24 protein-coding genes are annotated in these 25,075 nt (G+C 65.2%); 10 read left to right on the top strand and 14 right to left on the bottom strand.

Annotation, left to right across the window (positions count from 1 at the left end; all coding sequences use genetic code 11):
- Positions 1-5: 5 nt before the first annotated feature.
- Positions 6-734, bottom strand: a complete 729-nt coding sequence (locus DFR52_RS12450) for a type 1 glutamine amidotransferase (RefSeq protein WP_110032302.1) — start codon at positions 732-734, stop codon at positions 6-8.
- Between the two features lie 86 nt (positions 735-820).
- The gene (locus DFR52_RS12445) at positions 821-1,222 is read right to left on the bottom strand and encodes a rhodanese-like domain-containing protein (RefSeq protein ID WP_110032301.1); all 402 of its coding nucleotides are present in this window, start codon (positions 1,220-1,222) and stop codon (positions 821-823) included.
- Between the two features lie 314 nt (positions 1,223-1,536).
- Here DFR52_RS12445 and DFR52_RS12440 point away from each other — a divergent pair, with 314 nt between their 5' ends.
- A complete protein-coding gene (locus tag DFR52_RS12440; RefSeq protein WP_110032300.1) occupies positions 1,537-2,097 on the top strand; it encodes a hypothetical protein in 561 nt (186 codons plus the stop codon).
- A gap of 149 nt (positions 2,098-2,246) precedes the next feature.
- On the opposite strand, the gene DFR52_RS12435 is transcribed toward DFR52_RS12440, so the two are convergent.
- The gene (locus DFR52_RS12435; RefSeq protein WP_110032299.1) at positions 2,247-3,644 is read right to left on the bottom strand and encodes a bifunctional enoyl-CoA hydratase/phosphate acetyltransferase; all 1,398 of its coding nucleotides are present in this window, start codon (positions 3,642-3,644) and stop codon (positions 2,247-2,249) included.
- Positions 3,645-3,791: 147 nt separating this feature from the next.
- Entirely contained in the window at positions 3,792-4,205 is a 414-nt protein-coding gene (locus DFR52_RS12430; RefSeq protein ID WP_110032298.1) for a hypothetical protein, read from the bottom strand.
- Positions 4,206-4,518: 313 nt separating this feature from the next.
- Here DFR52_RS12430 and DFR52_RS12420 point away from each other — a divergent pair, with 313 nt between their 5' ends.
- A complete protein-coding gene (locus DFR52_RS12420) occupies positions 4,519-5,007 on the top strand; it encodes a MarR family winged helix-turn-helix transcriptional regulator (RefSeq protein WP_110032296.1) in 489 nt (162 codons plus the stop codon).
- Between the two features lie 245 nt (positions 5,008-5,252).
- Here DFR52_RS12420 and DFR52_RS12415 read toward each other — a convergent pair whose 3' ends face one another.
- Genes DFR52_RS12415 through DFR52_RS12405 form a run of 3 tightly spaced genes read right to left on the bottom strand, consistent with a single transcriptional unit; the run spans position 5,253 to position 8,944 of the window.
- Positions 5,253-6,308, bottom strand: a complete 1,056-nt coding sequence (locus DFR52_RS12415; RefSeq protein ID WP_110032295.1) for a substrate-binding domain-containing protein — start codon at positions 6,306-6,308, stop codon at positions 5,253-5,255.
- Between the two features lie 30 nt (positions 6,309-6,338).
- Positions 6,339-7,415: an ABC transporter permease gene (locus DFR52_RS12410; RefSeq protein WP_110032294.1), complete on the bottom strand. Its 1,077-nt coding sequence runs from the start codon at positions 7,413-7,415 to the stop codon at positions 6,339-6,341.
- 2 nt (positions 7,416-7,417) lie between these two features.
- On the bottom strand, positions 7,418-8,944 hold the full coding sequence (locus DFR52_RS12405) for a sugar ABC transporter ATP-binding protein (protein WP_110032293.1): 1,527 nt from the start codon (positions 8,942-8,944) through the stop codon (positions 7,418-7,420).
- Between the two features lie 117 nt (positions 8,945-9,061).
- On the opposite strand from DFR52_RS12405, the gene mtnK reads away from it, so the two are divergent.
- Both mtnK and mtnA read left to right on the top strand, forming a co-directional pair.
- A complete protein-coding gene (gene mtnK, locus DFR52_RS12400) occupies positions 9,062-10,336 on the top strand; it encodes an S-methyl-5-thioribose kinase (protein ID WP_110032292.1) in 1,275 nt (424 codons plus the stop codon).
- Positions 10,333-11,436: an S-methyl-5-thioribose-1-phosphate isomerase gene (gene mtnA, locus DFR52_RS12395; protein ID WP_110032291.1), complete on the top strand. Its 1,104-nt coding sequence runs from the start codon at positions 10,333-10,335 to the stop codon at positions 11,434-11,436. The genes mtnK and mtnA overlap by 4 nt, the downstream gene beginning before the upstream one ends.
- Positions 11,437-11,452: 16 nt before the next feature.
- Here mtnA and DFR52_RS12390 read toward each other — a convergent pair whose 3' ends face one another.
- Positions 11,453-12,433, bottom strand: a complete 981-nt coding sequence (locus tag DFR52_RS12390; RefSeq protein ID WP_110032290.1) for a sugar-binding transcriptional regulator — start codon at positions 12,431-12,433, stop codon at positions 11,453-11,455.
- Positions 12,434-12,518: 85 nt separating this feature from the next.
- Here DFR52_RS12390 and DFR52_RS12385 point away from each other — a divergent pair, with 85 nt between their 5' ends.
- Positions 12,519-14,591 carry a bifunctional aldolase/short-chain dehydrogenase gene (locus DFR52_RS12385; protein WP_110032289.1) on the top strand — a complete coding sequence of 691 codons (2,073 nt, stop codon included), beginning with the start codon at positions 12,519-12,521 and terminating at the stop codon, positions 14,589-14,591.
- 118 nt (positions 14,592-14,709) lie between these two features.
- Entirely contained in the window at positions 14,710-15,000 is a 291-nt protein-coding gene (locus DFR52_RS12380) for a putative quinol monooxygenase (protein ID WP_158284951.1), read from the top strand.
- A 101-nt stretch (positions 15,001-15,101) separates the two neighbouring features.
- On the opposite strand, the gene DFR52_RS12375 is transcribed toward DFR52_RS12380, so the two are convergent.
- The 5 genes from DFR52_RS12375 to DFR52_RS12355 are packed head-to-tail and all read right to left on the bottom strand — an operon-like array spanning position 15,102 to position 19,246.
- Entirely contained in the window at positions 15,102-15,947 is an 846-nt protein-coding gene (locus DFR52_RS12375; RefSeq protein WP_110032287.1) for a fumarylacetoacetate hydrolase family protein, read from the bottom strand.
- Between the two features lie 24 nt (positions 15,948-15,971).
- Entirely contained in the window at positions 15,972-16,706 is a 735-nt protein-coding gene (locus DFR52_RS12370) for an SDR family oxidoreductase (RefSeq protein WP_110032286.1), read from the bottom strand.
- Between the two features lie 53 nt (positions 16,707-16,759).
- Positions 16,760-17,680, bottom strand: coding sequence for a ribokinase (locus tag DFR52_RS12365; protein ID WP_110032285.1), 921 nt, complete (start codon positions 17,678-17,680; stop codon positions 16,760-16,762).
- Positions 17,681-17,690: 10 nt separating this feature from the next.
- Positions 17,691-18,143 (bottom strand): RbsD/FucU family protein, encoded by a 453-nt coding sequence (locus DFR52_RS12360; RefSeq protein ID WP_110032840.1) that lies wholly within the window; start codon positions 18,141-18,143, stop codon positions 17,691-17,693.
- Between the two features lie 38 nt (positions 18,144-18,181).
- Positions 18,182-19,246 carry an ABC transporter ATP-binding protein gene (locus DFR52_RS12355; RefSeq protein WP_110032284.1) on the bottom strand — a complete coding sequence of 355 codons (1,065 nt, stop codon included), beginning with the start codon at positions 19,244-19,246 and terminating at the stop codon, positions 18,182-18,184.
- Between the two features lie 261 nt (positions 19,247-19,507).
- Here DFR52_RS12355 and DFR52_RS12350 point away from each other — a divergent pair, with 261 nt between their 5' ends.
- Genes DFR52_RS12350 through DFR52_RS12340 form a run of 3 tightly spaced genes read left to right on the top strand, consistent with a single transcriptional unit; the run spans position 19,508 to position 23,311 of the window.
- Entirely contained in the window at positions 19,508-21,175 is a 1,668-nt protein-coding gene (locus DFR52_RS12350) for an extracellular solute-binding protein (RefSeq protein ID WP_110032283.1), read from the top strand.
- A 44-nt stretch (positions 21,176-21,219) separates the two neighbouring features.
- Positions 21,220-22,338: a carbohydrate ABC transporter permease gene (locus DFR52_RS12345; RefSeq protein ID WP_110032839.1), complete on the top strand. Its 1,119-nt coding sequence runs from the start codon at positions 21,220-21,222 to the stop codon at positions 22,336-22,338.
- Between the two features lie 55 nt (positions 22,339-22,393).
- Positions 22,394-23,311 carry a carbohydrate ABC transporter permease gene (locus DFR52_RS12340; RefSeq protein WP_110032282.1) on the top strand — a complete coding sequence of 306 codons (918 nt, stop codon included), beginning with the start codon at positions 22,394-22,396 and terminating at the stop codon, positions 23,309-23,311.
- A 19-nt stretch (positions 23,312-23,330) separates the two neighbouring features.
- On the opposite strand, the gene DFR52_RS12335 is transcribed toward DFR52_RS12340, so the two are convergent.
- A complete protein-coding gene (locus tag DFR52_RS12335) occupies positions 23,331-23,876 on the bottom strand; it encodes a phosphoheptose isomerase family protein (protein WP_110032281.1) in 546 nt (181 codons plus the stop codon).
- 175 nt (positions 23,877-24,051) lie between these two features.
- Between DFR52_RS12335 and DFR52_RS12330 the strand changes: the two genes are divergently transcribed.
- Positions 24,052-25,071 (top strand): aldo/keto reductase, encoded by a 1,020-nt coding sequence (locus DFR52_RS12330; protein WP_170132281.1) that lies wholly within the window; start codon positions 24,052-24,054, stop codon positions 25,069-25,071.
- Positions 25,072-25,075 lie beyond the last annotated feature (4 nt).

Genomic DNA, 25,075 nt, shown 5'->3' with positions numbered 1-25,075 from the left:
GGCCATTAGGCCGGCAATCCCGGCGCGGTCGCCAGGTGCTTGCGGGCGGCCAGTGTCCGTGTGAAGAAGTTCGCGACCCGGGCCGCCATCAGGTCTTCCGCCACGCCGACACCCGCGAGCGACTTTCGGGCTCTTTGCGCCTCGGCCGGATCGAGCTCGGCTCCGTCGAGCCTGTTGACCGCTTCGATGACGAAATCTGGTGCGAATTCCGGGTGGAACTGCACCGACAGGGCGGGAAAGTCGTAGGCCAGCACTGCGACAGGGCAATAGTCGGACGATCCGATGACCGCCGCGCCCGGTGGAACCTGCGTGACCTGGTCCTGATGCCAGACCAGCGCAGTGACGGACTGGCCTTCGATGTCGAAGCGCCGGGCCCCGATCACATGGCCCAGATCGGCCTTTTCGGCCCTGCCGCCAAAGGTGTCGGCCATCAGCTGATGGCCGAAACAGATCCCGAACAGGGGCACCCTGGCGAGCTTGGCCTGCAGCAGAAAGGCGCGCATCGGCTCCATCCACTCGGTCTCGTTATAGACGCCCTGCTCCGAGCCGCTGAGCACGAAGCCGTCGAACTCGCCTGCCGCGGGGATCTCGGCGCCGTCGCAGACCATGACCGGGACGAGCTCTGCTTCCGGCATCGCCGGTTGCAGCCAGTCCGCGATGGCCGAGCTGGTCGGCGCACAGTCGTCGAGCGGCGGAGAATACTTGCACAGATCAAGGATGGCGATGCGAACCATGGTCGGGTCCTGTCATGGGGGGACGCCAGTCAGCCGGGCCGCCGTTTGCGGGCACGCGACCGATGCCGTGCGACCGTAGGAGTGGCTTAGTCCTTCTGCTCGGGAAAGGCCACGGGACCGCCCTGGGCGGCCCAGGTGGAGAAACCCTCCTTCAGATGGGCGGCCTTGAAGCCCATGTCCTGCAGCGTGGCCACCGAAAGCGCCGATCGCCAGCCCGACGCGCAGTGGAACACGAAACGCTTGTCCTCTCCAAAGATCTCCTTGTGATAGGGACTTTCCGGATCGACCCAGAATTCCAGCATCCCGCGCGGGCAGTGAAAGCTGCCGGGAATGAACCCGGAGCGCTCCCGTTCGCGCGGGTCGCGCAGATCGACAAACACCACATCGGTCTTGCCGACCATCCCGATGGCATCCGCGGTCTCTATTTCCTCCACCCGCGCGCGCGCCGCGGCGACCATCTCGGCGGCGGATGTCTTGAGCTTTGGCATGATGTCGACTCCCGGCTGCTAAATCTTGCCCAGTCTTGGCATGATCGTGTTCGACGCTCAAGCTGCCAGGCGTGCCTTGAAGGACGTTCCAGAATTTCCTGGCACGGCCGGAGACGTTCCCCTGCAGGGCGGCGGAGCAAGAATTGTGCGGCCGGTTTTACCGATCCTTAAGCACGGATGGATAGGGTGCAGGGACGTATATTCCGGGCTGCATGATGCCGCCTCGAAAAGCCGGTCCGATCTTGCTGATCCCGGCATGTCCCAATCCTATCAACGAGAACGGCGCATGCGCGCCGTTGATGCAGGAGACGACCATGGCGGGCGACAAGAAGGTCAAGGTGAAGAAGGCCGGAAGCGGCGGCGGCGTCATGGGCCTGGTGTCCAAGAGCCTTGCCATCCTCTCCGCCCTCGCCGGGACGGCGTTGCTTGCAGGTCTCTACGACACGATGCATCTGGGTCTCGGCGAATTGCTTCACGGCTTTTCCATCGTCCCTGTGTCCATCTTCGGTCTGGGGGCGATTCTGGCTGTGGTCCTCAGTCCTAAGCCTGCCGCCGTCACCGCGGCGGCGGCCGACGAGGCACGGCTCGATGCGCTGGTCGAATTCCAGAGCAAGGCGGCCTCCAGGTTCTCCGCGCTGCAGAACCAGATCGATTCCTTCAGCGGCCAGGATCAGGCGGCTCTTCTCGAGGAAAACCGGGCACTCAAGGCCGAACTCGACGCCATCCACCAGGCCGAGCGTGAGAAGGTCGGTGGCGAGATGGAAGCGCTGCGGCTGCGAAACGAGGAACTGGAGCGGCAGATCCGCGAATGGGCCAGCCAGGCAGTCGGCAAGGCTGTCCGGGGCGAGGAAGTCCCGGCAATGAAGGCCGCCTGACAGCGGACGGCCTAAACCGGCCGCGCGCCGTCAGCGAGCCGGTTGCCCGCAGCATCGGGCCGGCAACAGCCGTCTCGTCCACAATATCCCAAGGTCTCGAAGGTTCCGGCGCGCCCAGGCGATCCCGCCATCGCCGGAAGTGTTCTGCGTCAGGGGCGGACTTTTGCCTTCAGGTGTTCGATATAGAGTTGCGCCAGTGCGCAGGACGCGAGCCTCGCCAGCGTGCTGTCCGCCCTGCTGGTGAGGATCACCGGCACCCGGGCGCCCATGACGATACCGGCCGATTCCGCGCCCGCGAGATAGATCAGCTGCTTGGCCATCATGTTTCCGGCCTCGAGGTCTGGCGCCACCAAAATATCGGCATCGCCCGCCACGGGGGAGACGATCCCCTTGGTCGCAGCCGCCGCCTTCGAAACCGCATTGTCGAAAGCCAGCGGGCCATCGAGCAGGCCTCCGGTGATCTGGCCGCGGTCGGCCATCTTGCACAGCGAGGCGGCGTCGGTGGTGGATACGATCTTCGAATCGACCGTTTCCGTGGCCGACAGGATGGCGACTTTCGGCATGGCGATGCCGAGCGCATGAGCCAGGTCGATGGCGTTCTGGACGATGTCGCGCTTGGCGTCGAGATCGGGATAGATATTGATGGCCGCGTCGGTGATCAGCAGCGGCTTGGGGTGGTGCGGCACGTCGAGAACGAAGATGTGGCTCATCCGCCGCCCCGTCCTCAGGCCGAGGGTGCTGTCAACCACAGCCGACATCAGTTCGTCGGTGTGCAGCTTGCCTTTCATGATGGCGTCGGCCTGACCGGCGCGGACCAGCTCCACGCATCGCGCCGCCGCCGCATGGCTGTGCGCCACGTCGATGATCTCGATCCCGTCGAGACTGCGTCCGGCCTCGAGCGCCGCAGCCTCGATCCTGGCGCGCGGTCCCACCAGCACCGGGACGATCAGACCCTGGCTGGAGGCCTCCAGCGCGCCCGTCAGGGAGGCATCGTCGCAGGGATGGGCGACGGCCGTTCGGATCGGTTTCAACCGCGCCGTTGCCCCGATCAGTTTCTGGTACTGCGCACCCTGCGGACTGAGCTTCATGTCCGGGAGCACCGCCTGCGGACGCCGGATCTTCTCGCTTGGAGCGACTGCCTCGACCCGGCCGTTGATTACGATGTCGCCGGACTGGTTGGTGCAGCGGCAGTCGAGAACCAGCATGCGGGTATCCGCATGCTTCTCTGCAACTCTGACCTCGACGTGGACGGTGTCGCCCGGCCCGAGCGAGGCTCCGAAAATCAGGTTCTGGCTGTGATAGATGGCGCCGGGGCCTGGCAGTTCGGTGCCAAGCAGCGTGGCGATAAGCGTTCCGCCCCACATGCCGTGTGCGATCAGGCCGATGAAGCCGTCGGCGCCAAGGGACGAGGCATCGACATGCGCGGGGTTGACCGCTCCCGACAAGGCGGAGAAGAGCTCGATGTCTTCCGGCTGAAGCGTTCTGGACAGCTCCGCCATGTCGCCGACATTGATCTCGTCGAAAGTCCGGTTCTCGATGTAGCGCATGGCTGGTCCCCTTGGCGGCCACATCACGCCGGTTGCGCTCTTGTCTGTCAAGACGCAAGACGATGCGGGGCTGTCAGGTCTAAAGACGAGGCAGACACCCGCCGCGCGTTCTGCGGTCGCGGCAGGTGTCTGCCGGGAGCCGACGCCTCACTCCGTATCCGGCGGCCCGTCCGTCAAGGCGCCAAGCTGATCGATAACGCCCCGCTTGCCCACCGTGGAGTAACGGCCATCGGGCTCTTCGCTGACATGGTACATCTTCTCATTCCGGAAGGCGCTGGCGAAGTCCGTGGTGGCATCGTCGCCGGGCTTGGCCTCGATGTCGAGGAAGTCGATTTCCGACCCGGCGGCCACAATGCGCGCATCCGCCGGCGACAGCGCCCGGACGATGACGACGCCGTGGTCGGGCGCGATGTCCCAATGCGGGTCGTTCGGTTGCGCGCTGGGGGTAAGACGGTAGACATGGAGGGTGGCGTCGGCATCGGAACCGAAGTCCGGCGCTTGTCCGGCAAGCGTCCCGACAATGTCAGGTGCAGTATCCTCTGGGGAAACGGGATCGTTCATGCATAGCTCCTGTCTGGGCGTTCTGGACAACGGGCTGAATGCCTGCAGTCAAGTCAACGCCGGCAAGGCTTCTATGTTCCGGCAGCCGGTTGCCGCGGCGCAGGGGGTCACGATTGCATCCCGAGCGCAAATGGTCGACACTCAACTGGAGCCGTTCGGCGGCTATGCCCGGTTCTGCTGTCGGTAGACTGGGGAAAACCCGGTGGTTTTTTCGCCGCCGCGATCAATTTGAATAAAAGGTTCGATAATTGAACGGAGGCCTGTTAATCAGGAGATGATCGCCGGAGGAGAAATGTCGTGAATCAAGGTTCCAATGCGCAGTGACACCAACAGACCAGATACCGTGGCCACGCAGGCACCGGACCAGCACGAGTCCGTCCGCCTGGGCAGTCTGGAGCATTATCTCGCCTTTCATCTGCGCATGGCCCAATGTGCGTCCTTCAAGGCCTTCAAGCGCCGGAGCGGCGACTGCAGTCTCAAGCCGGGCTGGTTTGCGCTGCTCAGTCTGATCGGCGACAATCCGGGCATCACCCCGATGGCGCTCAGCCGGGCCAGCGGGCGCGACAAGTCCACATTGACCCCGGTGTTGCGCGAGCTGGCAGCCAACTGCATGATCGAAAGGCAGGAGCTGAAGGGCGACAAGCGCAGCTATACCCTTTCCCTGACCGCGAAAGGCAAATGCGAACTGGCCGTGCTCGCCACTCATGCCATCCAGCATGACCGCGAAATAGAAGAGATCGCCGGCAGCGACAAGGACGTGCTTCTCGACCTGTTGCGCCGCATCACGGCTCAGTTCGACTGAAACAGTCAGCGGTGGTTGTACGGCCATCAGAGGCGCGATGCGTCCCGACGGTGAGGGAGCGGCGCGGGCTTCGAGGCACCCGCCGCGGCTCATGGGCGTCAAGCGAGCTCGGTGATCGTCTTCCGGTGTGATTGTGTCATGTCCGTTGCAGGAAGGGCCGCCCGCCGGGCGGCCCTTCCTTGTCTGAGCGATGCTTCGCCGCATTATCCTGCCGACGAAGTGGAATTGACTTCTTCCGGACAGCGTCAGCGCGGCGGCAGCGGCATCCAGTCGGTCATGGCGGCATCGGCATGGGCGAACTGCGGCAGCTTCGCCGACAGATCTTCCATGTTCTTGATGTCGTTGTCGTTGAGCATCTTCTGGGTGATCAGCGTCGGCGGCACGATGACGCTGGCGCCCGGTTCACCGCCGGTGAGCAGGATGGCGAGCGCGCGGACCGACACTTCGCCGACCACGGCCGGGTTGGTGGCGGCCGTTGCGGCCCATGCGCTGTCGGGCTCGCGCATTGCAGAGATGTCGGCGGTCGACACGTCGGCCGAATAGATCTTGATGTCGGACGTCAGGCCCGCCTCGTCGACGGCGATCTTCACGCCCTTGGCGAATTCATCATAGGGGGCGAACATCACCTGGATGTCGGGATTGGCCTGCAGCACCGAACGGGTCTGGTTGGCCACCGAGTTGGCGATCGGGTTGTCGAGTGTGCCGAACATCGCCTTTTCCTCGATGCCGGGATACTTTTCCTTGAACATCTTCCAGGTCTCGTCGCGGCGGTCGAGCGGTGCGATGCCGGCGACGTAGACATAGCCGGCCTTCCAGCTTTCGCCGTTGTCGGCGACGGCCTGCTCCAGCGCCAGCCGGGCGAGGTCGCGGTCGGACTGCTCGATCTGCGGGACCTTCGGGTTCTCGACATTGACGTCGAAGGCCACGACCCTGATGCCCGCGTCGACCGCGCGCTGGGCGGCCTCCTTCATCGATTCGGTCAATCCGTGCTGGATGATGATGCCGTTGACCCCGAGGGCGATGGCCTGGTCCACCATGTCGGCCTGCAGCGCCGCATCCTGGCGGCTGTCGAGCACGCGCAGATCGACGCCGAGCGCCTTGGCCTGGGCCTCGACGCCGGAGAGATAGGCCTGGAAGAAGTCACCGGTCGACAGATAGCGCACCAGCGCGATCTTGACATCGCCGGGCTTGTCGAACGGGGCGGGCATGTCGGCGGCGTGGGCGAGGCCGCCAGCTCCGATGGCGGCGGAAGCCGCGAGACCGGCAAACAGCGCCAGTGTGGTTCTGCGAAGAAGCTTCATGTTTTATCCTCCTGTTGCATGATGTCGACGTCAGTGGCTTCCGGTTCGTCGCGCCGAAAGCGAAAAGGTGAAGACGAGCGCGATGACCAGCACTGCGCCCTTGACGAAATCCTGGGTGTAATAGGGCGCGTTCATCATCGTCAGGCCCTGCAGCAGGATGCCGACGAAGAGGGCGCCAATGGCCGTGCCGAAGGCATTGGGCTTGGCAGCACCCAGCACCGCGAAGCCGATCAGCGAGGCGGCGACTGCATCCAGCAGGAGGTTCGTCCCCGAAGCGATGTCGCCGCGTCCAAGACGCGCCGACAGCAGCATGCCGGCGATCGAGGCGAGCACGCCCGAGATTACATAGGCCAGGATCTTGTAGCGGTTGACATTGGTGCCGGCGAGGCTGGCGGCGCGCTCGTTGGAGCCGATGGCGTACATCAGCCGGCCGTGGCGGGTGAGCTCGAGAAAGACCCAGACCAGGATTGCGATGCCGATCAGGAACAGCACCGGCACCGGCAGCAGCTTCTCCAGGAAGAAGTCGAAGCGGTGGCGCCCCAGCTGCAGGAACAGCGGCGAGAAGGTGCCGTCGGCTGTCGAGCCGTCGGGCATCGTCATCCCCGTGGCGATCGAGCGTCCTTCCGTGGGGATGCGCTGCAGGCCGACCAGCAGGAACATCATTCCGAGCGTGGCGAGGAGGTCCGGCACCCTGGTCTTGACGATCAGCAGCCCGTTGATCAGCCCGATGAAGGCGCCCATCGCCAGGCAGGCGATGATGGACACCACCGCCGACTGTCCCAGCACCACCATCATGTAGGCCGAGAGCATCATGGCCGAGGTCGCCACCGATCCGATGGAAAGGTCGAAGCCGCCGACCACCAGCGTGCAGGTGACGCCGAGCGCCAGGATGCCGGTGATCGCCACCGACTGGAAGACGAACACGGCGCTGCGCGGACCTGCGAATCCGTTGGCGAAGACGGAGAAGAAGATCACCAGTCCGACAAGCAGCGTCAGGAAGCCGTAGCGGATGGCCAGGTCAAGGATACGGTTGCTGCGCTGCGCGCGGGCAACGCCGCTGTCGCCCGGGTCTTGCTGTCGTCCGGTTTCGGTCTGGTCCAAACTCATGCTCATGCGGCCTGTGTGGAGGGGGACGGGGCCGCCGGTGCCCTTCCGGTCACGGCGGTCAGGATCTCGTTGATGTCGACATTCTCGTTGCGGAACTCGGCGCTGACGGCATGCTCGGACATGACGATGATCCGGTCGGCGATTTCCAGCGCCTCGTCGAGTTCCGATACGAAGACAAGCGTGGCGCGGTTGGCCGCGGTCTCGCGGATCTTGCGACCGATGTCGCGGCGCGAGCGGATGTCCACTCCCTGGAACGGTTCATCGAGCAGCAGCAGCCGGCAGTCCTGCGCCAGCCACCGGGCCAGCATCACCTTCTGCTGGTTGCCGCCCGACAGGGTGCCGATCTCGTCGGCATCGCTGCGGCAGACGATGGCCAGCGCTTCGATCATGGCATTGGCCGTGGCCTTCTCGGCCTTCCGGCTTACGAAGGAGAACCGCGAATAGCGCTCAAGGAAGGGCAGCGTCATGTTGCGCAGCAGGTTGAACTGCGGCACGACGGCATTGCTTGCCCGGTCCTTGGGAGACATGAACACGCCGCTGGCGATCGCCTGCTGCGGGCTGGTCGGCGCGTAGGGCCGACCGTCGAGGCGCACGCCGCCCGATTGCGCCGGCTTCATGCCGAACAGCGCCTGCGCCAGCGCCGTCTTGCCGCTGCCGAGCAGACCGGTGACGGCGACGATTTCGTTCTCCCGGAGGTCCAGTGAAATCGGCCGGCTGCCTGCCTTAAGCCGCAGCGCGTCGATTTCCACCACACACCTGTTCGGATCGGGAATGCGGATGTCGACGTCGGTCATGCGGTGGCCGAGCATGGCCTGGACGGCGCCCTCGTAATCGAGGTCTTCGCCCTCGAAGAGCCCGGAAACCTCGCCGTCGCGCATCGACACGATGCGGTCGCCGATGCGCCGGATGTCGGACATCCGGTGCGAAATGTAGAGGACTGCGACACCAAGTGCGGTGAACTGCTCGATGAAGCCGAACAGGCGCTCGGCTTCGGCTGCCGACAGGGACGACGTCGGCTCGTCGAGGATGAGGAGTTTCGGCTGGTGCGCCATGGCGCGGGCGATGGCGATCAGTTGTCGGTCGGCGACGCCGAGTTCGCGCACCGGCTGGCGCACATTCAAGGCCAGCCCCATGCGATCGGCGATCGCCTGGGCTTCGGCGAACAGGCGCGTGCGGTTGAGCCGAAAGCCGTAGGATTTCTCCGCCAGCCGGTCGATCATCAGGTTGGAGGCCACGTCGAGATCGGGGATGACGCCGTCATTGATGCTCTGGTGCACCGTGACCACGCCGGCGCGGATCGCCTCCGACGGGGTTGCCGGCTGATAGGGACGTCCCTCCAGCTCCACCGATCCGGCGTCAAGCCCGTGCACGCCGGAGAGGATCTTGACCAGCGTGGACTTGCCGGCTCCGTTGGCTCCCATGAGGACGGTCACCTCGCCTGCGGGCAGGTCGAGATTGAGCCGCTTGAGCACGCGATTGGCGCCAAACGACTTTTCAACCGCCTGCAATCGGCACAACAGTGCTGGCATGATGTCCTCCCTGAAGTGATGAGAACAGGCCGCAAGACAAAAGTCAACATAGATTGACAAATGAGTGATTAGGTCGGTACGGTCCTGTTGTCACAGGCTTGGACTTGATCGGGGAGGATGGTTTTGAGCAGCGAATATGAGGCTTTGTCGCCCGAAACACTGGGAACCCGGCTGGCGGGCGTCGAGGCGCTGAGAGGCGCCATCGGCGGCAATGCCGCAGACTGGTCGGTGAGTGAAGTCGGCGACGGCAATCTCAATCTGGTCTTCATCGTCGAAGGCGGCGAGGGCAGCGTCATCGTCAAGCAGGCGCTGCCCTATGTGCGACTGGTCGGCGACAGCTGGCCGCTGCCGCTCAAGCGCGCCTTTTTCGAATACAACGCTCTCATCCGCCAGGAAGATCGCGATCCGGGCCGCACGCCGCGGGTCCTGCATTTCGACGAGAGCCAGGCGCTCATCATCATGGAGCGGCTGCAGCCGCACATCATCCTGCGCCAGCAGTTGATGGCCGGCCGCCGGGTCACGGATCTCGGCCGGGTGATCGGCGAATTTGCCGCCCGCACCGCCTTCCGCGGCTCCGACCTGTCGATGACCGCTCCGGAGAAGAAGGCCGACACCGCGCTGTTCGCCGGCAATGTCGAACTCTGCGACATCACCGAATCGCTGGTCTTCACCGATCCCTATTTCGATGCGCCCCGCAACCGCCACACCAGTCCGCAGCTCGACGGGCTGGTGGCGGAGTTGCGCCGCGACGAGGCGCTGAAGATCTCCGCCCAGCACATGAAGCGCGCCTTCACCTCGCGCGGCGAGACCCTGTGCCACGGCGATCTGCATGCGGGTTCGATCATGGTCACCGACGGCGAGGCCCGCGTCATCGACCCGGAATTCGCCTTCTACGGTCCGTTCGGCTTCGACATCGGCATGCTCGTCGGCAACTATCTGATGGCCTATCACGCCGCCGGCGCCCACATCGCCGATCCGGCCGCCTGCGCCGGGTTCCAGGACTGGATCCTCGAGGTGATCGCCGACACCTGGGCCGCATTCGTGGCCGAGTTCTCGCTGCTCTGGCACACCGAGCGCACCGGCATCCTCTATCCCCGCACGCTCTATGAGGATCAGGGGCACGGCCTGGCTTCGGAGGCGGCACTGCAGGGCTTGCTGGCGGAGATCTTCGTTGACCTGTCGGGCTTCGCCGGCATCGAGATGCACCGCCGGATTCTGGGCCTTGCGCATGTCGCTGAACTCGACACCATCGCTGACCCGGACATCCGCGCAGCCTGCGAGGCCAGGTGCCTGAAGCTCGGCCAGACGCTGGTCAACAACCGCGCGTCGCTGTCCGGCATCGGCGCCATCATCGCATTGGCCCGCAGGGGCGAAACCGGAGACCAGGCATGAAGGTCGGAGATACCGCATTCCGCTCGATCTGGGTCGAGTCCGCAACCGGCGAGGTCAGGATCATCGACCAGCGCTGGCTGCCGCACGAGTTCCGCGTCGTCAGCCTCAAGACGCTTGACGAGTTTGCCACCGCGATCCGCGACATGTGGGTGCGCGGCGCGCCGCTGATCGGCGCCACCGCCGCCTACGGCATGGCGATCGAGATGGCCCGCGATCCGTCCGATGCTTCGCTCGATCATGCCTGGGAGGTGTTGCACGAGACGCGGCCCACCGCGATCAATCTGCGCTGGGCGCTCGATGACATGCGCGGGCTGCTTTCGCCGCTGGCGCCCGCCGCGCGCGCCGATGCCGCCATCCGGCGGGCGCACGCCGTGGCCGACGAGGATGTGGAGACCAACCGCCGCATCGGCCTGCACGGGCTCGAGATCATCCGCGAGATCGCGCGCAGCAAGCCGAAGGGCGAGCCGGTCAACATCCTCACCCACTGCAACGCCGGCTGGCTGGCGACGGTGGACTGGGGAACTGCGACCTCGCCCATGTACCAGGCGGTGGAGGCGGGTCTCGACATCCATGTCTGGGTCGACGAGACCCGGCCGCGCAACCAGGGCGCCCAGCTGACTGCCTGGGAGATGAACAGCCACGGCATCTCGCACCGGCTGATCGTCGACAATGCCGGCGGCCACATGATGCAGCACGGTCAGGTCGACATGGTGATTGTCGGCACCGACCGCACCACCGCCTCCGGCGATGTCTGCAACAAGATCGGCACCTATCTCAAGGCGCTTGCCGCCCGCGACAACGATGTCCCGTTCTACGTGGCGCTTCCCTCGAGCACCATCGACTGGACCGTCAATGACGGCGTGCGCGAGATCCCGATCGAGGAGCGCGACGACGGCGAGGTGACGAAGGTCTTCGGCAAGCTCGATGACGGCTCGGTGGCCTCGGTGCAGATCTCTCCGGACGGCACCCGCGGAGCCAATCCCGCCTTCGACGTCACTCCGGCGCGGCTGGTGACCGGACTGATCACCGAGCGCGGCGTCGCCGAGGCCAGCCGCGAGGGTCTGCTCAAGCTGTTTCCCGAGCGCCGCACGGCTGCCTGAAGCGGGCCGTGGGGGTTCAGGCCGGCTCGGACAGCTCGAGAATGGCCTGCGCCGAGGACAGGTTGGTGACGAGATGCGTGGCGTAGCCGCCGCGCAGCGCCGCCACCGCCGCGACCACCCGTTCGACGCCGACGGAGACCAGCAGGCCCATGTCCTTGCCGGTGAGTTCCTCGAGCTCGATGCCCATCATCCGCTCGTCGAGCGGTCCGTGGATGGGCTTGCCCCAGGCATCGATGAAGCGGCCGCAGAGCACGCCGGCGGCGCCCCGCGCCACATAGTCGTCGAGCTCGGCGTCGGTCGCCACGCCGCTGGAGACCACGTGGCTGTCGTGCTTGCAGGAGCCGACCGCGAACAGCGTCTTGTTACAGGTCCTGATGGCGCTCAATTGATGGGCGATGGTGGCTTCCTGACGCAGCGTCTGGGCGATCTCCGCCGTGCTCAGCACTGCCGGCACATGCAGGTTGATGCAGGTGGCGGAGAATTTGCGTGCCACTTCCGACGAGCAGACATCGGCCGAGAAGCCGTAGGGTGTGGCCATGGAGCCGACCAGTTGCATCACGGTGAGCGCCGGAATGGTCGTCTGCTCAAGCTGTTCGGCCAGATCGTAGATGGTCTTGCCCCAGGCGACGCCGAGCCGGTCGCCGGGCTCGAGCAGTCCCGGCAGCCAGCCGGCGGCGCCGCGCGTGACGCGCTGCGCCTGGTCCTCGCTCCTCTCGACGCCTTCCGGCAGCACATAGGCGGCCTTCAGCGCGAACCGGCTGCACAGCTCGGTGGCCAGCCTGTGGCCGGTGAAGGCTTCCGGCGCCAGCCTGATGTGGATGAAGCCGCGCTCCCGCGCCTCCTGCAGATAGTTGACCACGGTGGCGCGAGAGACCTGCAGATGCGTGGCGATCTCGTTCTGGTTCATGCCGTCGTGGTAGTAGAGCCATGCGGTCTCGACGACGATGTCTTCGCCGCTGAGCTGTCTCGAGGATCGCCTTGTCACAGTCGATGCCATTTTCGCTCCGTCACTCCGATTTCACATTTGACAATGCATAGTGACATTTGTCAAATTCGAATTGAGATCGATAGTGGAGAGCGCAATGCGTCAGAACAAGTGGAATGTTGAGGAAGCTGAGAGCTGGATGGAAAAGGCGGGGGGGGATCCGGCCGACAGGGAACTGGCGCTCAGGGTCTATTCGTCCCGCCTGATCGGCTCCGACCCGGACCTCGTCCAGCATGGCGGCGGCAACACGTCTGTCAAGCTCACCCGCAGCAACCTCTTTGGCGAGCCGATCCGGGTGCTGCATGTGAAGGGGTCGGGCTGGGACCTCGATTCGCTCCTGGCGCCCGGCCTTCCCGGCGTGCGCATGGAGCCGCTGATGGCACTGCGCCAGCTCGACCGGCTGTCGGACGAGGACATGGTCAACATCCAGCGCGCCAACCTGATCGATTCCGGCGCCCCCAATCCGTCCGTCGAGACGCTGCTGCATGCCTATCTGCCGCACACCTATGTCGACCACACCCATGCCAGCGCCTTCCTGGCCATCGCCAACCTGCCCAATGCGGAAGAGGTGATCGCCGAGATCTTCGGCGACCGCCTGGCGGTCGTGCCCTTCATCATGCCGGGCTTCGACCTGGCGCGGAAAGCCGCGGAGATCTATGACGCCAATCCGGACGTCGAGGGCCTGGTGCTGCTCCAGCACGGTCACTTCACCTTCGGTCCCACGGCGCGCGAGAGCTATGACCGTGTCATCAGCCACACCAACGAGGTCGAGGCCTATCTTGCCGAACGGGCCGGCGGGCGCGGCTTCGCCACCTCCGTGCACCGCCTGCGCGCGCCGATCGACGCCGACATCGCCGCGGACGTGCTGCCGGTGCTGCGCGGCGCTGTCGCCCGGGTGCGCGGCGACCATCACGGCACCGGCCCGATGCCGGTGATCATGGACGTGCGCAGCGGTCCGGTGGTCGAGGAATTCCTCGCCCGCACCGATCTCGACGAACTCGCCACCCGCGGGGTTGGCTCCCCCGACCATGTCATCCGCGCCAAGGGTGAGATGCTCAATCTGGACCGCGCCGATGTCGAGGGCGGCGCGACGGCGATCGAGGCCAAGGTCGATGCTTTCGTCGCCAGGTATCGGGATCGTTTCGAAGCGCAGAACAAACGGCTGGGCGGCGTCAAGGTGATGCTGGAGCCACATCCGTGTGCTGCCTGGATTTACGGCGTCGGTGTCGTCGGCATCGGCAAGGACGCCAACATCGCATCGGCCACCGCCGACATTCTCGAGCAGAACATCGAGGTGATGACCTTCGGCGAGGCAATCGGCGAATTCCGTCCCGTCAGTTCAGAGGAACTGTTCGAGATGGAATATTGGTCGCTCGAGCAGGCCAAGCTCGCGGGCGCCAAGTCGAAGGAATTCGCCGGCCGGGTGGTGCTGGTCACCGGCGGCGCCGGCGCCATCGGCTTTGCCATCGCCAGGGCCTTCGCGGGTCTCGGCGCCACCCTTGCGGTCGTTGATCGGGACGGCGAGGCCTGCCGCAAGGCTGCCGCAAGGCTTGGCGGCCATGCACTGGCAATCGAGGCGGATCTCACGGCCGCGGGCGCGGCCGACGAAATCCTGCAGAAGGTGGCGGCCCGCTTCGGCGGTCTCGACATCCTGGTCTCCAATGCGGGTGCTGCCATCGCCGGCTCGATCCTCGAGATGGAGGAGGCGGCCATCCGGTCGAGCTTCGAGCTCAACTTCTTCTCGCATCTCTCCCTGGCGCGCGCGGCCTCCAGGTTGTTTGCTGCCCAGGGCAGGGGCGGCCAGATGCTGTTCAATGTCTCCAAGCAGGCGGTCAATCCCGGCAAGGGCTTCGGCGCCTACGGCCTGCCCAAGGCTGCGACATTCTTCCTTGTCCGGCAACTGGCGCTCGAACTTGGCGACCGGGGCATAAGGGTCAACGGGGTGAATGCCGACCGCATCCGCTCGGGCCTGCTCACCGACGATTTCATCGAGTCGCGCGCCAAGGCCCGCGGCATCAGCGTCGACACCTACATGGCGGGCAACTTGTTGAAGGCCGAGGTGGAGGCGAGCCATGTCGCCGACGCCTTCGTGGCGCTGGCCCGGTCCGAGCGCACCACCGCGCATGTGATCACCGTCGATGGCGGCAACATCGAGGCGGCGCTGCGCTGAACCCGAGCCGGACGGAAACAGGCCGCCCGGGCTTGCCCGGGCGGGTTTGCTGCAATCCTGCCGCCGATCCGGCCAGTCGCTGGCCACCGTCACAGGCACAACATTGAGGAGCGCCACCATGTACTGCGTCAGTGTCACATTCGAGATCAGGCTGGAAGAGTTCGACCGTTTTCTCGCCCGCATCGGGAAGCATTCCGCCGATTGCCTGGCGTTGGAGCCTGGCTGTCGGGCCTTCGAGGTCTGGACCGATTCCACCCGTCCCGGCCAGGTGCATCTCCACGAGGTCTATGACGACCTTGCCGCCTTTGAGGCTCATGGCAGGACCGCCCACATGGCCGATTGCCGCGCCACCATCGCGCCGATGATCGTCGGCCGAAATCTCGTGACCTGGGACGGCGCGCGGCCGTGAGCGGGCATCTCGGTCCGAACCGACTGCTGAACCGATTGCGGGCATGAAGAGGCCCGGCGAGCGGTTGCGCTGCCGGGCCGTCCGTTTCCACTCAGGGGCGGCTATGTGTCGGCGACGCAGGTCTGCTTCTGGGTGCCGAGGCCTTCGACCCCGAGTTCGACGACGTCGCCTGGCTTGAGAAAGCGTTGCGGCTTCATGCCGAGGCCGACGCCGGGCGGCGTGCCGGTGGAGATGATGTCGCCCGGCCTGAGCGACATGAAGCGGCTGAGATAGGAAACCAGGAACTTCACACCGTAGACCATGGTCCGGGTCGAGCCGTTCTGCATTTTCTCGCCGTTGACCGTCAGCCACATGCCCAGATTCTGTGGATCGGCCACCTCGTCCCTGGTCACCAGCCATGGGCCGGTGGGGCCGAAGGTGTCGGCCGACTTGCCCTTCGTCCACTGGCCCGAATGCTCGGCCTGGAAGGCGCGCTCGGACACGTCATGGATGGTGCAGTAGCCGGCCACGTAGTCCATGGCCTCGTCTTCGCTGACATATTTGGCGGTCTTGCCGATGACCACGCCGAGCTCGACCTCCCAGTCGGTCTTTTCGGAGCCGCGCGGAATGACGAGATTGTCATTGGGACCGCAAATCGCCGAGGTGGCCTTCATGAAGATGATCGGCTCCGGCGGCACCGTGGCCCCGGTTTCGGCGGCGTGATCGGAGTAGTTGAGCCCGATGCAGATGAACTTGCCAGTGCCCGCGACGCAGGGCCCGAGGCGGGGCATGCCGTCGACCTTGGGCAGGCTGGATGCATCGATCTCGCCGATCTCGGCCAGACGCGAGGGATCCAGCGTCGCGCCCGACAGATCGGCGATGTGGCCCGACAGGTCGCGCAACTGTCCCGATGCATCGATCATGCCCGGCTTCTCGGCGCCCTCGGCCCCGTATCGTACGAATTTCATGCGTCTCTCTCCCGTCCTTGAAAATCAGATCGTCCAGCCGCCATCAATGGCATAGGCCTGTCCGGTGGTGAAGCTTGCGCCGGCGAGATAAAGCGCCAGCTCGGCGATTTCCTCCGGCTGGCCCAGCCGGCCCATCGGCTGGCGGGCGATGAAGGCGGCGCGCGCCGTGTCATAGTCGCCCTGCGCCCGCATGCGGTCCTGCAGCGAGGGGCTTTCGACGGTGCCGGGGCAGATGGCGTTGCAGCGGATGCCCTTGCCGACATAGTCGGCGGCGACCGATTTGGTGAGCCCGATCACCGCGGCCTTGCTCATGCCATAGGCGAAGCGGTTGGGCACGCCGGTCATGCTCGAGGCCACCGACGACATGTTGATGATGACGCCGTTCTTGCGCTGCAACATGCCCGGCAGCACCGCGCGGATGGTGCGCACCATCGACTTAACGTTGAGGTCGTAGGCGAAATCGAGATCCTCGTCGGACGCTTCCAGAACCGTGCCGGAATGGACGAAGCCGGCGCAGTTGAACAGGATATCCACCGCGCCGATCCCGGCCACCGCGGCGTTGACCGAGGCGGAATCGAGCACATCGACCTTGCGGGTGGTGATGCCGGTTTCCCCAGCATAGGCGGAGAGAAGCGCCTCGTTGATGTCGGTGGCGTGCACAATGGCCCCCGCCTTGGCGAAGGCCAGCGCCGTGGCTCGGCCGATGCCCTGGCCGGCGGCGGTCACCAGAGCGGTCTTTCCCGAGAGCGTCATTGTCATGGTTGTCCGTCTCCTGTCCGGCGTCGACCGGGATCCATATCTGGGGTTGCAGTTCAGCCGCGCGCCATCAGCGCCGCGATTTCGTCCGCCGAGGGCATCGACGGCGCGGTGCCGCGCCGGGTCACGGAGATTCCGGCGGTGGCGCAGCCGTAGCGCACCGCGTCCACCGGCTGCTCGCCGCGGGCGAGAGCCGCGGCAAAGCCGCCGTTGAAGGCGTCGCCCGCTCCGGTGGTTTCGGCCACGGGCCCCGCGTTGTAGGCGTCCACATGCACGGTCACACCGCCATCATGATAAAGCGCGCCCTTCTCGCCCAGCGTGATGATGGCGGCACCGGCGCCGGCGGCTACCAGAGCCTTCGCCGCCTCGATGGCTTCGTTGATGGTGGTCACCGGAAGGCCGGTCAGCGCCTCGGCCTCGGATTCGTTCGGCGTCACATAGTCGCACAGCGCCAGCATGCCGTCTGGCAGCGGGGCCGCGGGCGCGGGATTGAGCACCGTTCTCGCGCCGCCCTCGCGGGCGATCTGCAAGGCCCGCATCGCCGCCGGCAGCGGCTGTTCCAGCTGGGTCACGAACACCGCGGCGCCCGAAATCAGATCGCGGCGCGCCTCGATGTCGTCTTCCGAGATCAGGCCCGCAACGCCCGGGCAGACGATGATGGCGTTGTTGCCGGTCGCGGCCTCCACGAAGATATAGGCAGCTCCGGTATAGCTGTCGTCATGCTGCGTGACGGCGGGCGTCACGCCGGCCTCCGCCCAGGTCTTGAGCGCCATGTCGGCGAAGGTGTCGCGCCCGAGCCGGGTGATGAAATGGGTGTCCGCCCCCGCCCTGGCCGCAGCCACGGCCTGGTTCGACCCTTTGCCACCGGGACCGAGCGCAAAACTCTGGCCGAGAATGGTCTCGCCCATTCTGGGGGCGCGGTCGGCGCGATAGGCGGTGTCGGCGACGAAGACGCCGAGAATGACGACACGGGACATGAAGGTCTCCTCAGGCCTCTGGCGGAATGACGCCCTTGCGGAAGATGAAGCAGCCGTAGAAGCGGCGCTCGCCCGTCTGGATGACAGCAAAGGCCTCCCTGGCCTTGTCGTAGAAGGCAAACCGCTCGATGGCGATCATCGGCCTCGGCCGTCCTTCGGCCGCGTCGATCGCCTTCTGCACCTCTCCCTGGACGGCCGGAATCTCCTTCGGCGCATCGACCATCTCCATCCGCCCTGCGAAATCATCGACGAAGGTGTCGAGCGGGAGCACGGAGAGCACGGCCTCGACCGCTTCGGCAGCCGTCAGGTTGTCCATCCGCAGCAGGTCGCCGATCACTGTCTGGCGTGCAACGGATTCGGAGGGAAAGTTGGTGTCGGCGATCACCAGCGTGTCGCCATGCCCCATCGCCCGAAGCGCGTAGAGCACCTCGGCATTCAGTCGCGGGTCGACCCCCTTGAGCATTCTGTCCTCCTCCTCGTTGGCCTTCATTGCAGCCGACTTCACCCGATTCGGGCGCCGCTGTCTGCGTCAAACATGTGCACGAGTGCGGGCTGCGGCAGCAGCCGAACCACATCGCCGGGCCGGAAGGCATGGCGTTCACGGAACACGGCGACCACTTCGCGGCCCGGAACGCGAAGCACCACGTGGGTTTCCGCGCCTGTCGGCTCGACCACGGCGACCGAAGCCTCAAATCCGCGATTGTCGAGATCGAGGTGCTCGGGCCGGATGCCGAAGATCACCTTGCGGCCCTCGGTCATCCCCTCAAGGTCGGGCGCCGGGAGCGACAGGCCCTCGGCCTCGACCGTGACTTGTCCGCCGGAGCGCTTGACCGCGCCATGGATCAGGTTCATCGACGGCGAGCCGATGAAGCCGGCGACGAAGGCATTGGCTGGCCGGTCATAGAGCTCCAGCGGCGCGCCGATCTGCGAGATATGGCCGTCGCGCATCACCACGATGCGGTCGGCCATGGTCATCGCCTCGATCTGGTCATGGGTGACATAGACGGTCGTGGTCGAAAGTCGCTGGTGCAGTTCGCGGATCTCGGCGCGCATCTGCACCCGGAGCTTGGCGTCGAGATTGGACAGCGGCTCGTCGAAAAGGAAGACCTTCGGGTTGCGCACGATGGCCCGGCCCATGGCCACGCGCTGGCGCTGGCCGCCGGAGAGTTCACGCGGGTAGCGGCCGAGATAGGGCTTGAGGCCGAGGATGTCGGCGGCGCGGTTGACCTCTTCCTCGATCCGAGGCTTGTCCATCTTTTGCATCTTCAGCGCGAAGCCCATGTTCGCCGCCACCGTCTTGTGGGGATAGAGGGCGTAGTTCTGGAACACCATGGCGATGTTGCGCTCGGCCGGCGGCAGATTGTTGACCACCTGGCCGCCGATGCTGATGGTCCCCCCGTTGATGCCCTCAAGCCCGGCGATCATGCGCAGAAGGGTGGATTTTCCGCATCCCGACGGCCCCACGAGCACGACGAACTCGCCGTCGGGGATCTCGACGTCCACGCCGTGAATGACTTCGAGCGCGCCATAGGCCTTGCGCAACGCATGGATACTGACGTCTGCCATCTTCCCCCCTGTCGCCGAAATTCTGGCACGCAATGCAATTGGTAGCCCAGCCGGCAGCCCCTGTCCATCGCCTGGGCATGCTAGCATGTTAGATGCTTGACAGCATGCAACAAGGCTGAAATGTTCAACTTTAGTCCGGGTTGGATCCGGACCCGGTTCTTTGGATTTTCAGGCTTCCATGCTCCGCTGGCGGAGCTGACGCCTGCTTTGGCCGGACCGCCAGAAGCATTTGGCGGAAACTCTACTGGGAGGAGGAGTTGCATGAAAATCGAGGATTACAATCGGGCCGTCAGCATGGGTATGACCCGGCGGCGCCTGTTGCAGACCGCCGCGGGTATCGGCGGAGTTGCCGCCCTGGGCGGACTGGGTCTTGGCGGAGGCATGGCCTTTGCCCAGGACAATCTGCGGGCCGAAATTCTGAAGATACCCGGCGTCGGTGCCGGGTCGCCAACCGATGCCGACTGGCAGAAGGTCGGCGAGATGTGCCTTGGAGCGACCAGGGCCAATGTTGCCGAGGGCGAGTTCGCTGGCGTCGAACTGACCTTCATGGGGCTCAACAACCAGAACCAGCACAACGTGCTCTTCCGCGGGTTCCTGAAGGCATGGGAAACCTACACCGGCGCCAAGATCAACTGGGTTGACCTGGCGCAGGCCGACTACAATGCCCGCCTGCAGCAATCGATCGCCACGGGCACGGTCGACTTCGACGTCATTGAAATGGGAGCCCCCTTCGAGGGCGACACGGCCGGTCGCGGCCTGCTCTCCGAGATGCCGGACTGGGTCAAGCAGCAGATCGATATGGACGACTATGTGGGCTATCTCAAGGCTCCGGTCGGCACTTGGGACGGCAAGACCTATCGCATCTCCATCGATGGCGACTGCCACACCTTCGCCTACCGCAAGGACTATTTCGACAACGCCGACTTCAAGGCCGCCTGGACGTCGGAGGGCAATTCCGGCGACTTCGGCGTGCCGGCGACCTGGCAGCAGGTGCAGGCCACCACCAAGTTCCTCAAGGGGAAGAAGGATCCGCTCACCGGACTTGACGCGCACGGCTATCTCGATCCGCTCAAGGGCTGGGGCGGTTTCGGCTTCTACTTCCTGGAAAGCCGCGCCACCGCCTATGCCAAGCACCCCGACAACGCCGCCTGGCTGTTCGATCCGGACACCATGAAGCCCTACGTCAACAATCCGGCCTTCGTGCGGGCCATCCAGGACGTCATGGACGTGATGCCAGCCCAGCCGGCCGACCAGATCAACGCCGATCCCGGCACGACCGCCTTCCAGCAGTTCCTGGCCGGCACCGGGTCGATGATCAGCTGGTGGGGCGATGTCGGTTCCAACGCGCGGACATCGGACAGCTCCGTCGTCGGCGATGTCGTCGGCTTCTCGATCCTGCCCGGATCCGACGATGTCTACAACAACGCCACCGGCCAGTGGGACACGCTGCCGTCCGGACCGAACTATGCGCCGAACATGGCCTATATCGGCTGGGGCGTCTATGTCATGTCGCGGGTCGACAGCGACGAGAAGAAGCACAAGGCCGCCTGGTCCTGCGCAGCCCATCTCGGCGGCAAGGACATCGCGCTCTGGATGGCTGCCTACCCGTCGGGCTTCCAGCCCTATCGCAATTCGCAGTTCAACTATCCGGAATGGGTTGCGGCGGGCTACGACGAGGCCTTCGTCGAGGACTATCTCGGCTCCAACCTCGACAGCTACAACCATCCCAACGCCGCCATCGAACCGCGCATTCCCGGCATCTTCCAGTACTACTCGGTGGCCGAGGACGAACTGGCCAAGGGATTTGCCGGCCAGTACAAGTCGGCGCAGGAAACCGCCGACGCGATCGCCGCGGCCTGGGAGAAGATCACCGATCAGATCGGCCGTGACAGCCAGGTCAAGCTCTACAAGGCTTCGCTGGGCATGTGATCATCGAGGCCGGCGGGCAACCGCCGGCCTTTCTCCGTTTGAGCATGGGGCAGGCATTGGCCAACGAAGGCGATCTTCTTCACGTCGTCACCAACGACAACATCTCGACCCGCCGCATCGCCTTCGGCCGCGCGATCGTCTGGGGCTCCGCCGCTGTCCTGGCGCTGACCGGGCTCACGCAAACCCTGCAGGAAACCGGCCTCGCCGGTTTCGGATACTCGAACTGGCGGCCGACGCTCTATGCCTACATTCTCTGGGCGGTCTGCCTGTGCTGGTCGCAGGTTCTCATCCGCGGCGAGCAGGGCAAGCGCACATTGTTCGTGCTGCCGGCGGCCCTGTTCGTCATTTCCATGGTGGTCTTTCCACTGCTGTTCGGACTGGTGATCGCGTTCTCGGACTGGAACCTGTCCTCGCCCACCGGCCGCACCTTCAACGGTCTCGACAACATTCGCCAGATGTGGCGCGATCCGTTCTACTGGAACGCGCTGACCAACATGGTCTGGTACTCGCTTGCCATCCTGGTCGAATACGCCATCGCCTTCGGCCTGGCGCTGCTGCTCAACTCCCAGATCCGGGCGCGGAAATTCTTCCGTGTCGCCTTCCTCATGCCGCTGATGCTGTCACCGGTGGCGGTCAGCTGGATGATCGGCAAGTCGATGATGGAGGTCCGCTTCGGCCCGGTGGCGCGTCTGGCGCGCGAACTGGGCTGGGAGCAGCCTTCCTTCTTCGGCAGTCCTGAACTGGCGCGCGCCAGCATCATGATCATGGACGCATGGACCTTCATCCCCTTCATGATGATCATGATCCTGGCCGGGCTGCAGGCCATTCCCAAGGAGGTCCAGGAAGCCGCCAAGGTTGACGGCGCCAATGCCTGGCGCGGCTTCTGGGAGGTGACGTTCCCGCTGATGCTGCCGGTCTCGATCACCGCCATCCTGATCCGCATCATCTTCAAGCTCAAGCTTGCCGACATCATCATCACTGTGACGTCGGGCGGGCCGGGCGGGGCCACCGACAGCGTCACGAGTTTCATCTTCCGCGAATACCGCGACCGCTCCAATGTCGGCTACGGCACGCTTCTGGCTATGGTCTATCTGGTGCTGATCGTGATCGCCATGACCATCCTGATGAAGATCGCCGAGCGCTGGATGCGGCCGCAATACTGACGACCGGGCGAGCTCAACGACACGGCCGAGATCCCGGCCCAACCGACGGACCGACATGACCGAGCAGATCTTTCGCGATTCCAATACGGATCTGGCGCACCGGGCCAGGTGGTGGACCGGCCGCATCGCCGTCTACGGCGCACTGGTGCTGTGGGCGATCATCTGCCTGTTCCCGATCTACTGGACCATCACCACCTCGTTCAAGATGGCGCCCGATGTCATGAAGGGCAACATGGTGCCGTGGTGGGATTTTTCGCCGAAATGGCTGGGCTGGAAGTCGCTCGGCCTGTCGCCGGACACCATCGGCGCCGGATCGACCGTGCGCGACGAGTTCCTCAAGCGCTTCTACAATTCGGCCGTCACCTCGGTGACGTCCTCGGCGCTGGCGGTCGTCCTCGGCAGTCTCGCCGCCTACGGCCTGTCGCGGTTTTCCTACCGCTTCGGCTACATGAAGAATTCCGACATTTCCTTCTTCTTCCTGAGCCAGCTGATCCTGCCACCGGTGGTGCTGGCGCTGCCCTTCCTGGTGCTCTACCGCTCGCTGGCCCTGCTGGACACGCAGATCGGGCTGATTCTGCTCTACACGCTGACCGTGCTGCCGATCGTCATCTGGATCATGCGCGACCAGTTCGCCGGCATCCCCACGGAACTCGAGGAGGCGGCCCTTGTCGACGGCCTGTCGATCTGGGGTGCCTTCGTCTCGATCGTGCTGCCGATCGCCCTGCCTGGCATGGTCGCCGCCTTCATCCTGTCGCTGGTGCTGACCTGGAACGAGTATTTCTTCGCGGCGCTGCTGACCTCCACCCATGCCAATACCCTGCCGGTGATGGTGGCGAGCCAGACCGGCAGCCAGGGCATCAGCTGGTGGTCGATGGCGGCCCTCTCGTTTGCCGCCATCCTGCCGCTGATCGTCATCGGCATCGTGCTGGAGCGCTACATCATCAAGGGCATGGCCGCCGGCGCGGTCAAGTAGCTGCCGCGACCGGTGTCGGTCATTCCATGTTGGTGTGCCGCGCCCGCATCGTTTCCATTGTCTCGCCGAGACGGTCGCGCAATTCCAGCACCATGATCTCGAACAGCAGGAAAAGGGCGCCCTCGTAGAGCGAGCCCATCGGCAGCATCGAAGCGCCGCCGACATCGCGCGCCATGGTCTGGGCGGGAATGGTGAGGATCTGCGTGGCCCACCTTCCGGGCGCCTTGTCGGGCTCGGCCGTCAGCAGCAGCACTTGGGCGCCTGCGTCATGGGCCACCCGCATCAGCGCCGTCACCGTCGACAGGTCCCCTGGACCGGCCGAACACAGGAACAGGTCTCCTGGTCCGAGCGGCGGGGCCGCCATGTCCCCCTGCATGGCGACGCTCAGGCCGAGATGGTGGAGCCGCATCGCCAGCCCGCGCAGCTGCAGGCCCTCGCGGCCGCAGCCATAGGCCAGGATCCTGCCCGCGCCGGCGATCAGGCCGAGGCTCCGGTCGACGGCGCGAGGGTCGATGGCTTCCGCCACCCGACCCAGCTCGTTGAGCGCCTGCGTGTACTGTCCCATGACGTCTCCTCTCGATAGGCGGGGGCCGGGGCGGACGATCCCCGAGCCTCGGACTGGAACCGTTGCCGGTCCAAACTGTTCATGTCATGCACGAAATCGCGGGACGGTTCCCCAAGGGGGGTGGACGACTGCATGAATCACACTAGCATGTTAGTCACTGGAGGATCCCATGCAAATCAGGACGCGTCACTGGGACAGGATCGGCAATGGCGGTCTGGATTTCACCGAACTCGGCTTCGGAACCGCGCCGCTCGGCAATCTCTACCGGGCGATTTCCGACGACGAGGCGGATGCCATCCTCGATCTCGCCTGGCAGGCCGGCGTGCGCTACTACGACACCGCGCCGCTCTATGGCCTGGGATTGTCGGAGACCCGCCTCAATCGCTTCCTGCGCGGCAAGCCGCGCGACGCCTATGTGCTCTCCACCAAGGTCGGCCGACTGCTTGAGGCCTGCAGGCCGGAGGAGCGCGACGGCATCGGAAAGTGGTTCGAGGTGCCTGCGCGCAAGGAAGTCTACGATTATGGCTATGACGGCGTCATGCGTTCGGTCGAGTTTTCGCTCGAGCGGCTCGGCGTCGAACGCATCGACATTCTCTTCGCCCACGACCTCGATGTCTTCAATCACGGCAGCCAGGCGGCACTTGAGGCGAGACTTGAGGAACTGATGTCGGGAGGGTACAGGGCGCTGCTGTCGCTGCGCGATCAGGGTGTCATCAAGGGCTTCGGCGCCGGCGTGAACGAATGGCAGCCCTGTCAGTGGCTGACCGAACGCGGCGATTTCGATCTGTTCCTGCTGGCCGGCCGCTACACGCTGCTGGAGCAGGAATCGCTCGAGAGCTTTCTCCCGCTGGCGGCGAGCCGTGGCATCGGCATTGTCATCGGCGGGCCTTACAATTCCGGCGTGCTCGCCACCGGCGCCCGCCCCGGCGCCTTCTACAACTACGACCCCGCGCCGCAAGCCGTTCTTAATCGCGTCGCCCGCATCGAGACCATCTGCGCCAGTCACGGCGTGCGGCTGGTCGACGCCGCCTTCCAGTTCCCGTTGCGTCACCCGGCCGTGGTCTCGGTGATCCCGGGCGGACAGGGGGTCAACGAGATGACCTCCAACCTTGCCGCCGCGGCAGCCGAAATTCCGCCGGCATTGTGGATCGACCTGAAATCTGAAGGCCTGCTTGCGGGCGACGCGCCGGTATGAGGAC

The sequence above is a fragment of the Hoeflea marina genome (genome assembly GCF_003182275.1).
GTDB lineage: Bacteria > Pseudomonadota > Alphaproteobacteria > Rhizobiales > Rhizobiaceae > Hoeflea > Hoeflea marina.
This window is presented reverse-complemented; position numbering and strand designations above follow the sequence as displayed.

Bases quoted from the DNA above. Each gene is read 5' to 3' on its own strand.
- DFR52_RS12450 (WP_110032302.1), bottom strand. From the start codon at position 734: ATGGTTCGCATCGCCATCCTTGATCTGTGCAAGTATTCTCCGCCGCTC.
- DFR52_RS12445 (WP_110032301.1), bottom strand. From the start codon at position 1,222: ATGCCAAAGCTCAAGACATCCGCCGCCGAGATGGTCGCCGCGGCGCGC.
- DFR52_RS12440 (WP_110032300.1), top strand. From the start codon at position 1,537: ATGGCGGGCGACAAGAAGGTCAAGGTGAAGAAGGCCGGAAGCGGCGGC.
- DFR52_RS12435 (WP_110032299.1), bottom strand. From the start codon at position 3,644: ATGCGCTACATCGAGAACCGGACTTTCGACGAGATCAATGTCGGCGAC.
- DFR52_RS12430 (WP_110032298.1), bottom strand. From the start codon at position 4,205: ATGAACGATCCCGTTTCCCCAGAGGATACTGCACCTGACATTGTCGGG.
- DFR52_RS12420 (WP_110032296.1), top strand. From the start codon at position 4,519: ATGCGCAGTGACACCAACAGACCAGATACCGTGGCCACGCAGGCACCG.
- DFR52_RS12415 (WP_110032295.1), bottom strand. From the start codon at position 6,308: ATGAAGCTTCTTCGCAGAACCACACTGGCGCTGTTTGCCGGTCTCGCG.
- DFR52_RS12410 (WP_110032294.1), bottom strand. From the start codon at position 7,415: ATGAGTTTGGACCAGACCGAAACCGGACGACAGCAAGACCCGGGCGAC.
- DFR52_RS12405 (WP_110032293.1), bottom strand. From the start codon at position 8,944: ATGCCAGCACTGTTGTGCCGATTGCAGGCGGTTGAAAAGTCGTTTGGC.
- mtnK (WP_110032292.1), top strand. From the start codon at position 9,062: ATGGTTTTGAGCAGCGAATATGAGGCTTTGTCGCCCGAAACACTGGGA.
- mtnA (WP_110032291.1), top strand. From the start codon at position 10,333: ATGAAGGTCGGAGATACCGCATTCCGCTCGATCTGGGTCGAGTCCGCA.
- DFR52_RS12390 (WP_110032290.1), bottom strand. From the start codon at position 12,433: ATGGCATCGACTGTGACAAGGCGATCCTCGAGACAGCTCAGCGGCGAA.
- DFR52_RS12385 (WP_110032289.1), top strand. From the start codon at position 12,519: ATGCGTCAGAACAAGTGGAATGTTGAGGAAGCTGAGAGCTGGATGGAA.
- DFR52_RS12380 (WP_158284951.1), top strand. From the start codon at position 14,710: ATGTACTGCGTCAGTGTCACATTCGAGATCAGGCTGGAAGAGTTCGAC.
- DFR52_RS12375 (WP_110032287.1), bottom strand. From the start codon at position 15,947: ATGAAATTCGTACGATACGGGGCCGAGGGCGCCGAGAAGCCGGGCATG.
- DFR52_RS12370 (WP_110032286.1), bottom strand. From the start codon at position 16,706: ATGACAATGACGCTCTCGGGAAAGACCGCTCTGGTGACCGCCGCCGGC.
- DFR52_RS12365 (WP_110032285.1), bottom strand. From the start codon at position 17,680: ATGTCCCGTGTCGTCATTCTCGGCGTCTTCGTCGCCGACACCGCCTAT.
- DFR52_RS12360 (WP_110032840.1), bottom strand. From the start codon at position 18,143: ATGCTCAAGGGGGTCGACCCGCGACTGAATGCCGAGGTGCTCTACGCG.
- DFR52_RS12355 (WP_110032284.1), bottom strand. From the start codon at position 19,246: ATGGCAGACGTCAGTATCCATGCGTTGCGCAAGGCCTATGGCGCGCTC.
- DFR52_RS12350 (WP_110032283.1), top strand. From the start codon at position 19,508: ATGAAAATCGAGGATTACAATCGGGCCGTCAGCATGGGTATGACCCGG.
- DFR52_RS12345 (WP_110032839.1), top strand. From the start codon at position 21,220: ATGGGGCAGGCATTGGCCAACGAAGGCGATCTTCTTCACGTCGTCACC.
- DFR52_RS12340 (WP_110032282.1), top strand. From the start codon at position 22,394: ATGACCGAGCAGATCTTTCGCGATTCCAATACGGATCTGGCGCACCGG.
- DFR52_RS12335 (WP_110032281.1), bottom strand. From the start codon at position 23,876: ATGGGACAGTACACGCAGGCGCTCAACGAGCTGGGTCGGGTGGCGGAA.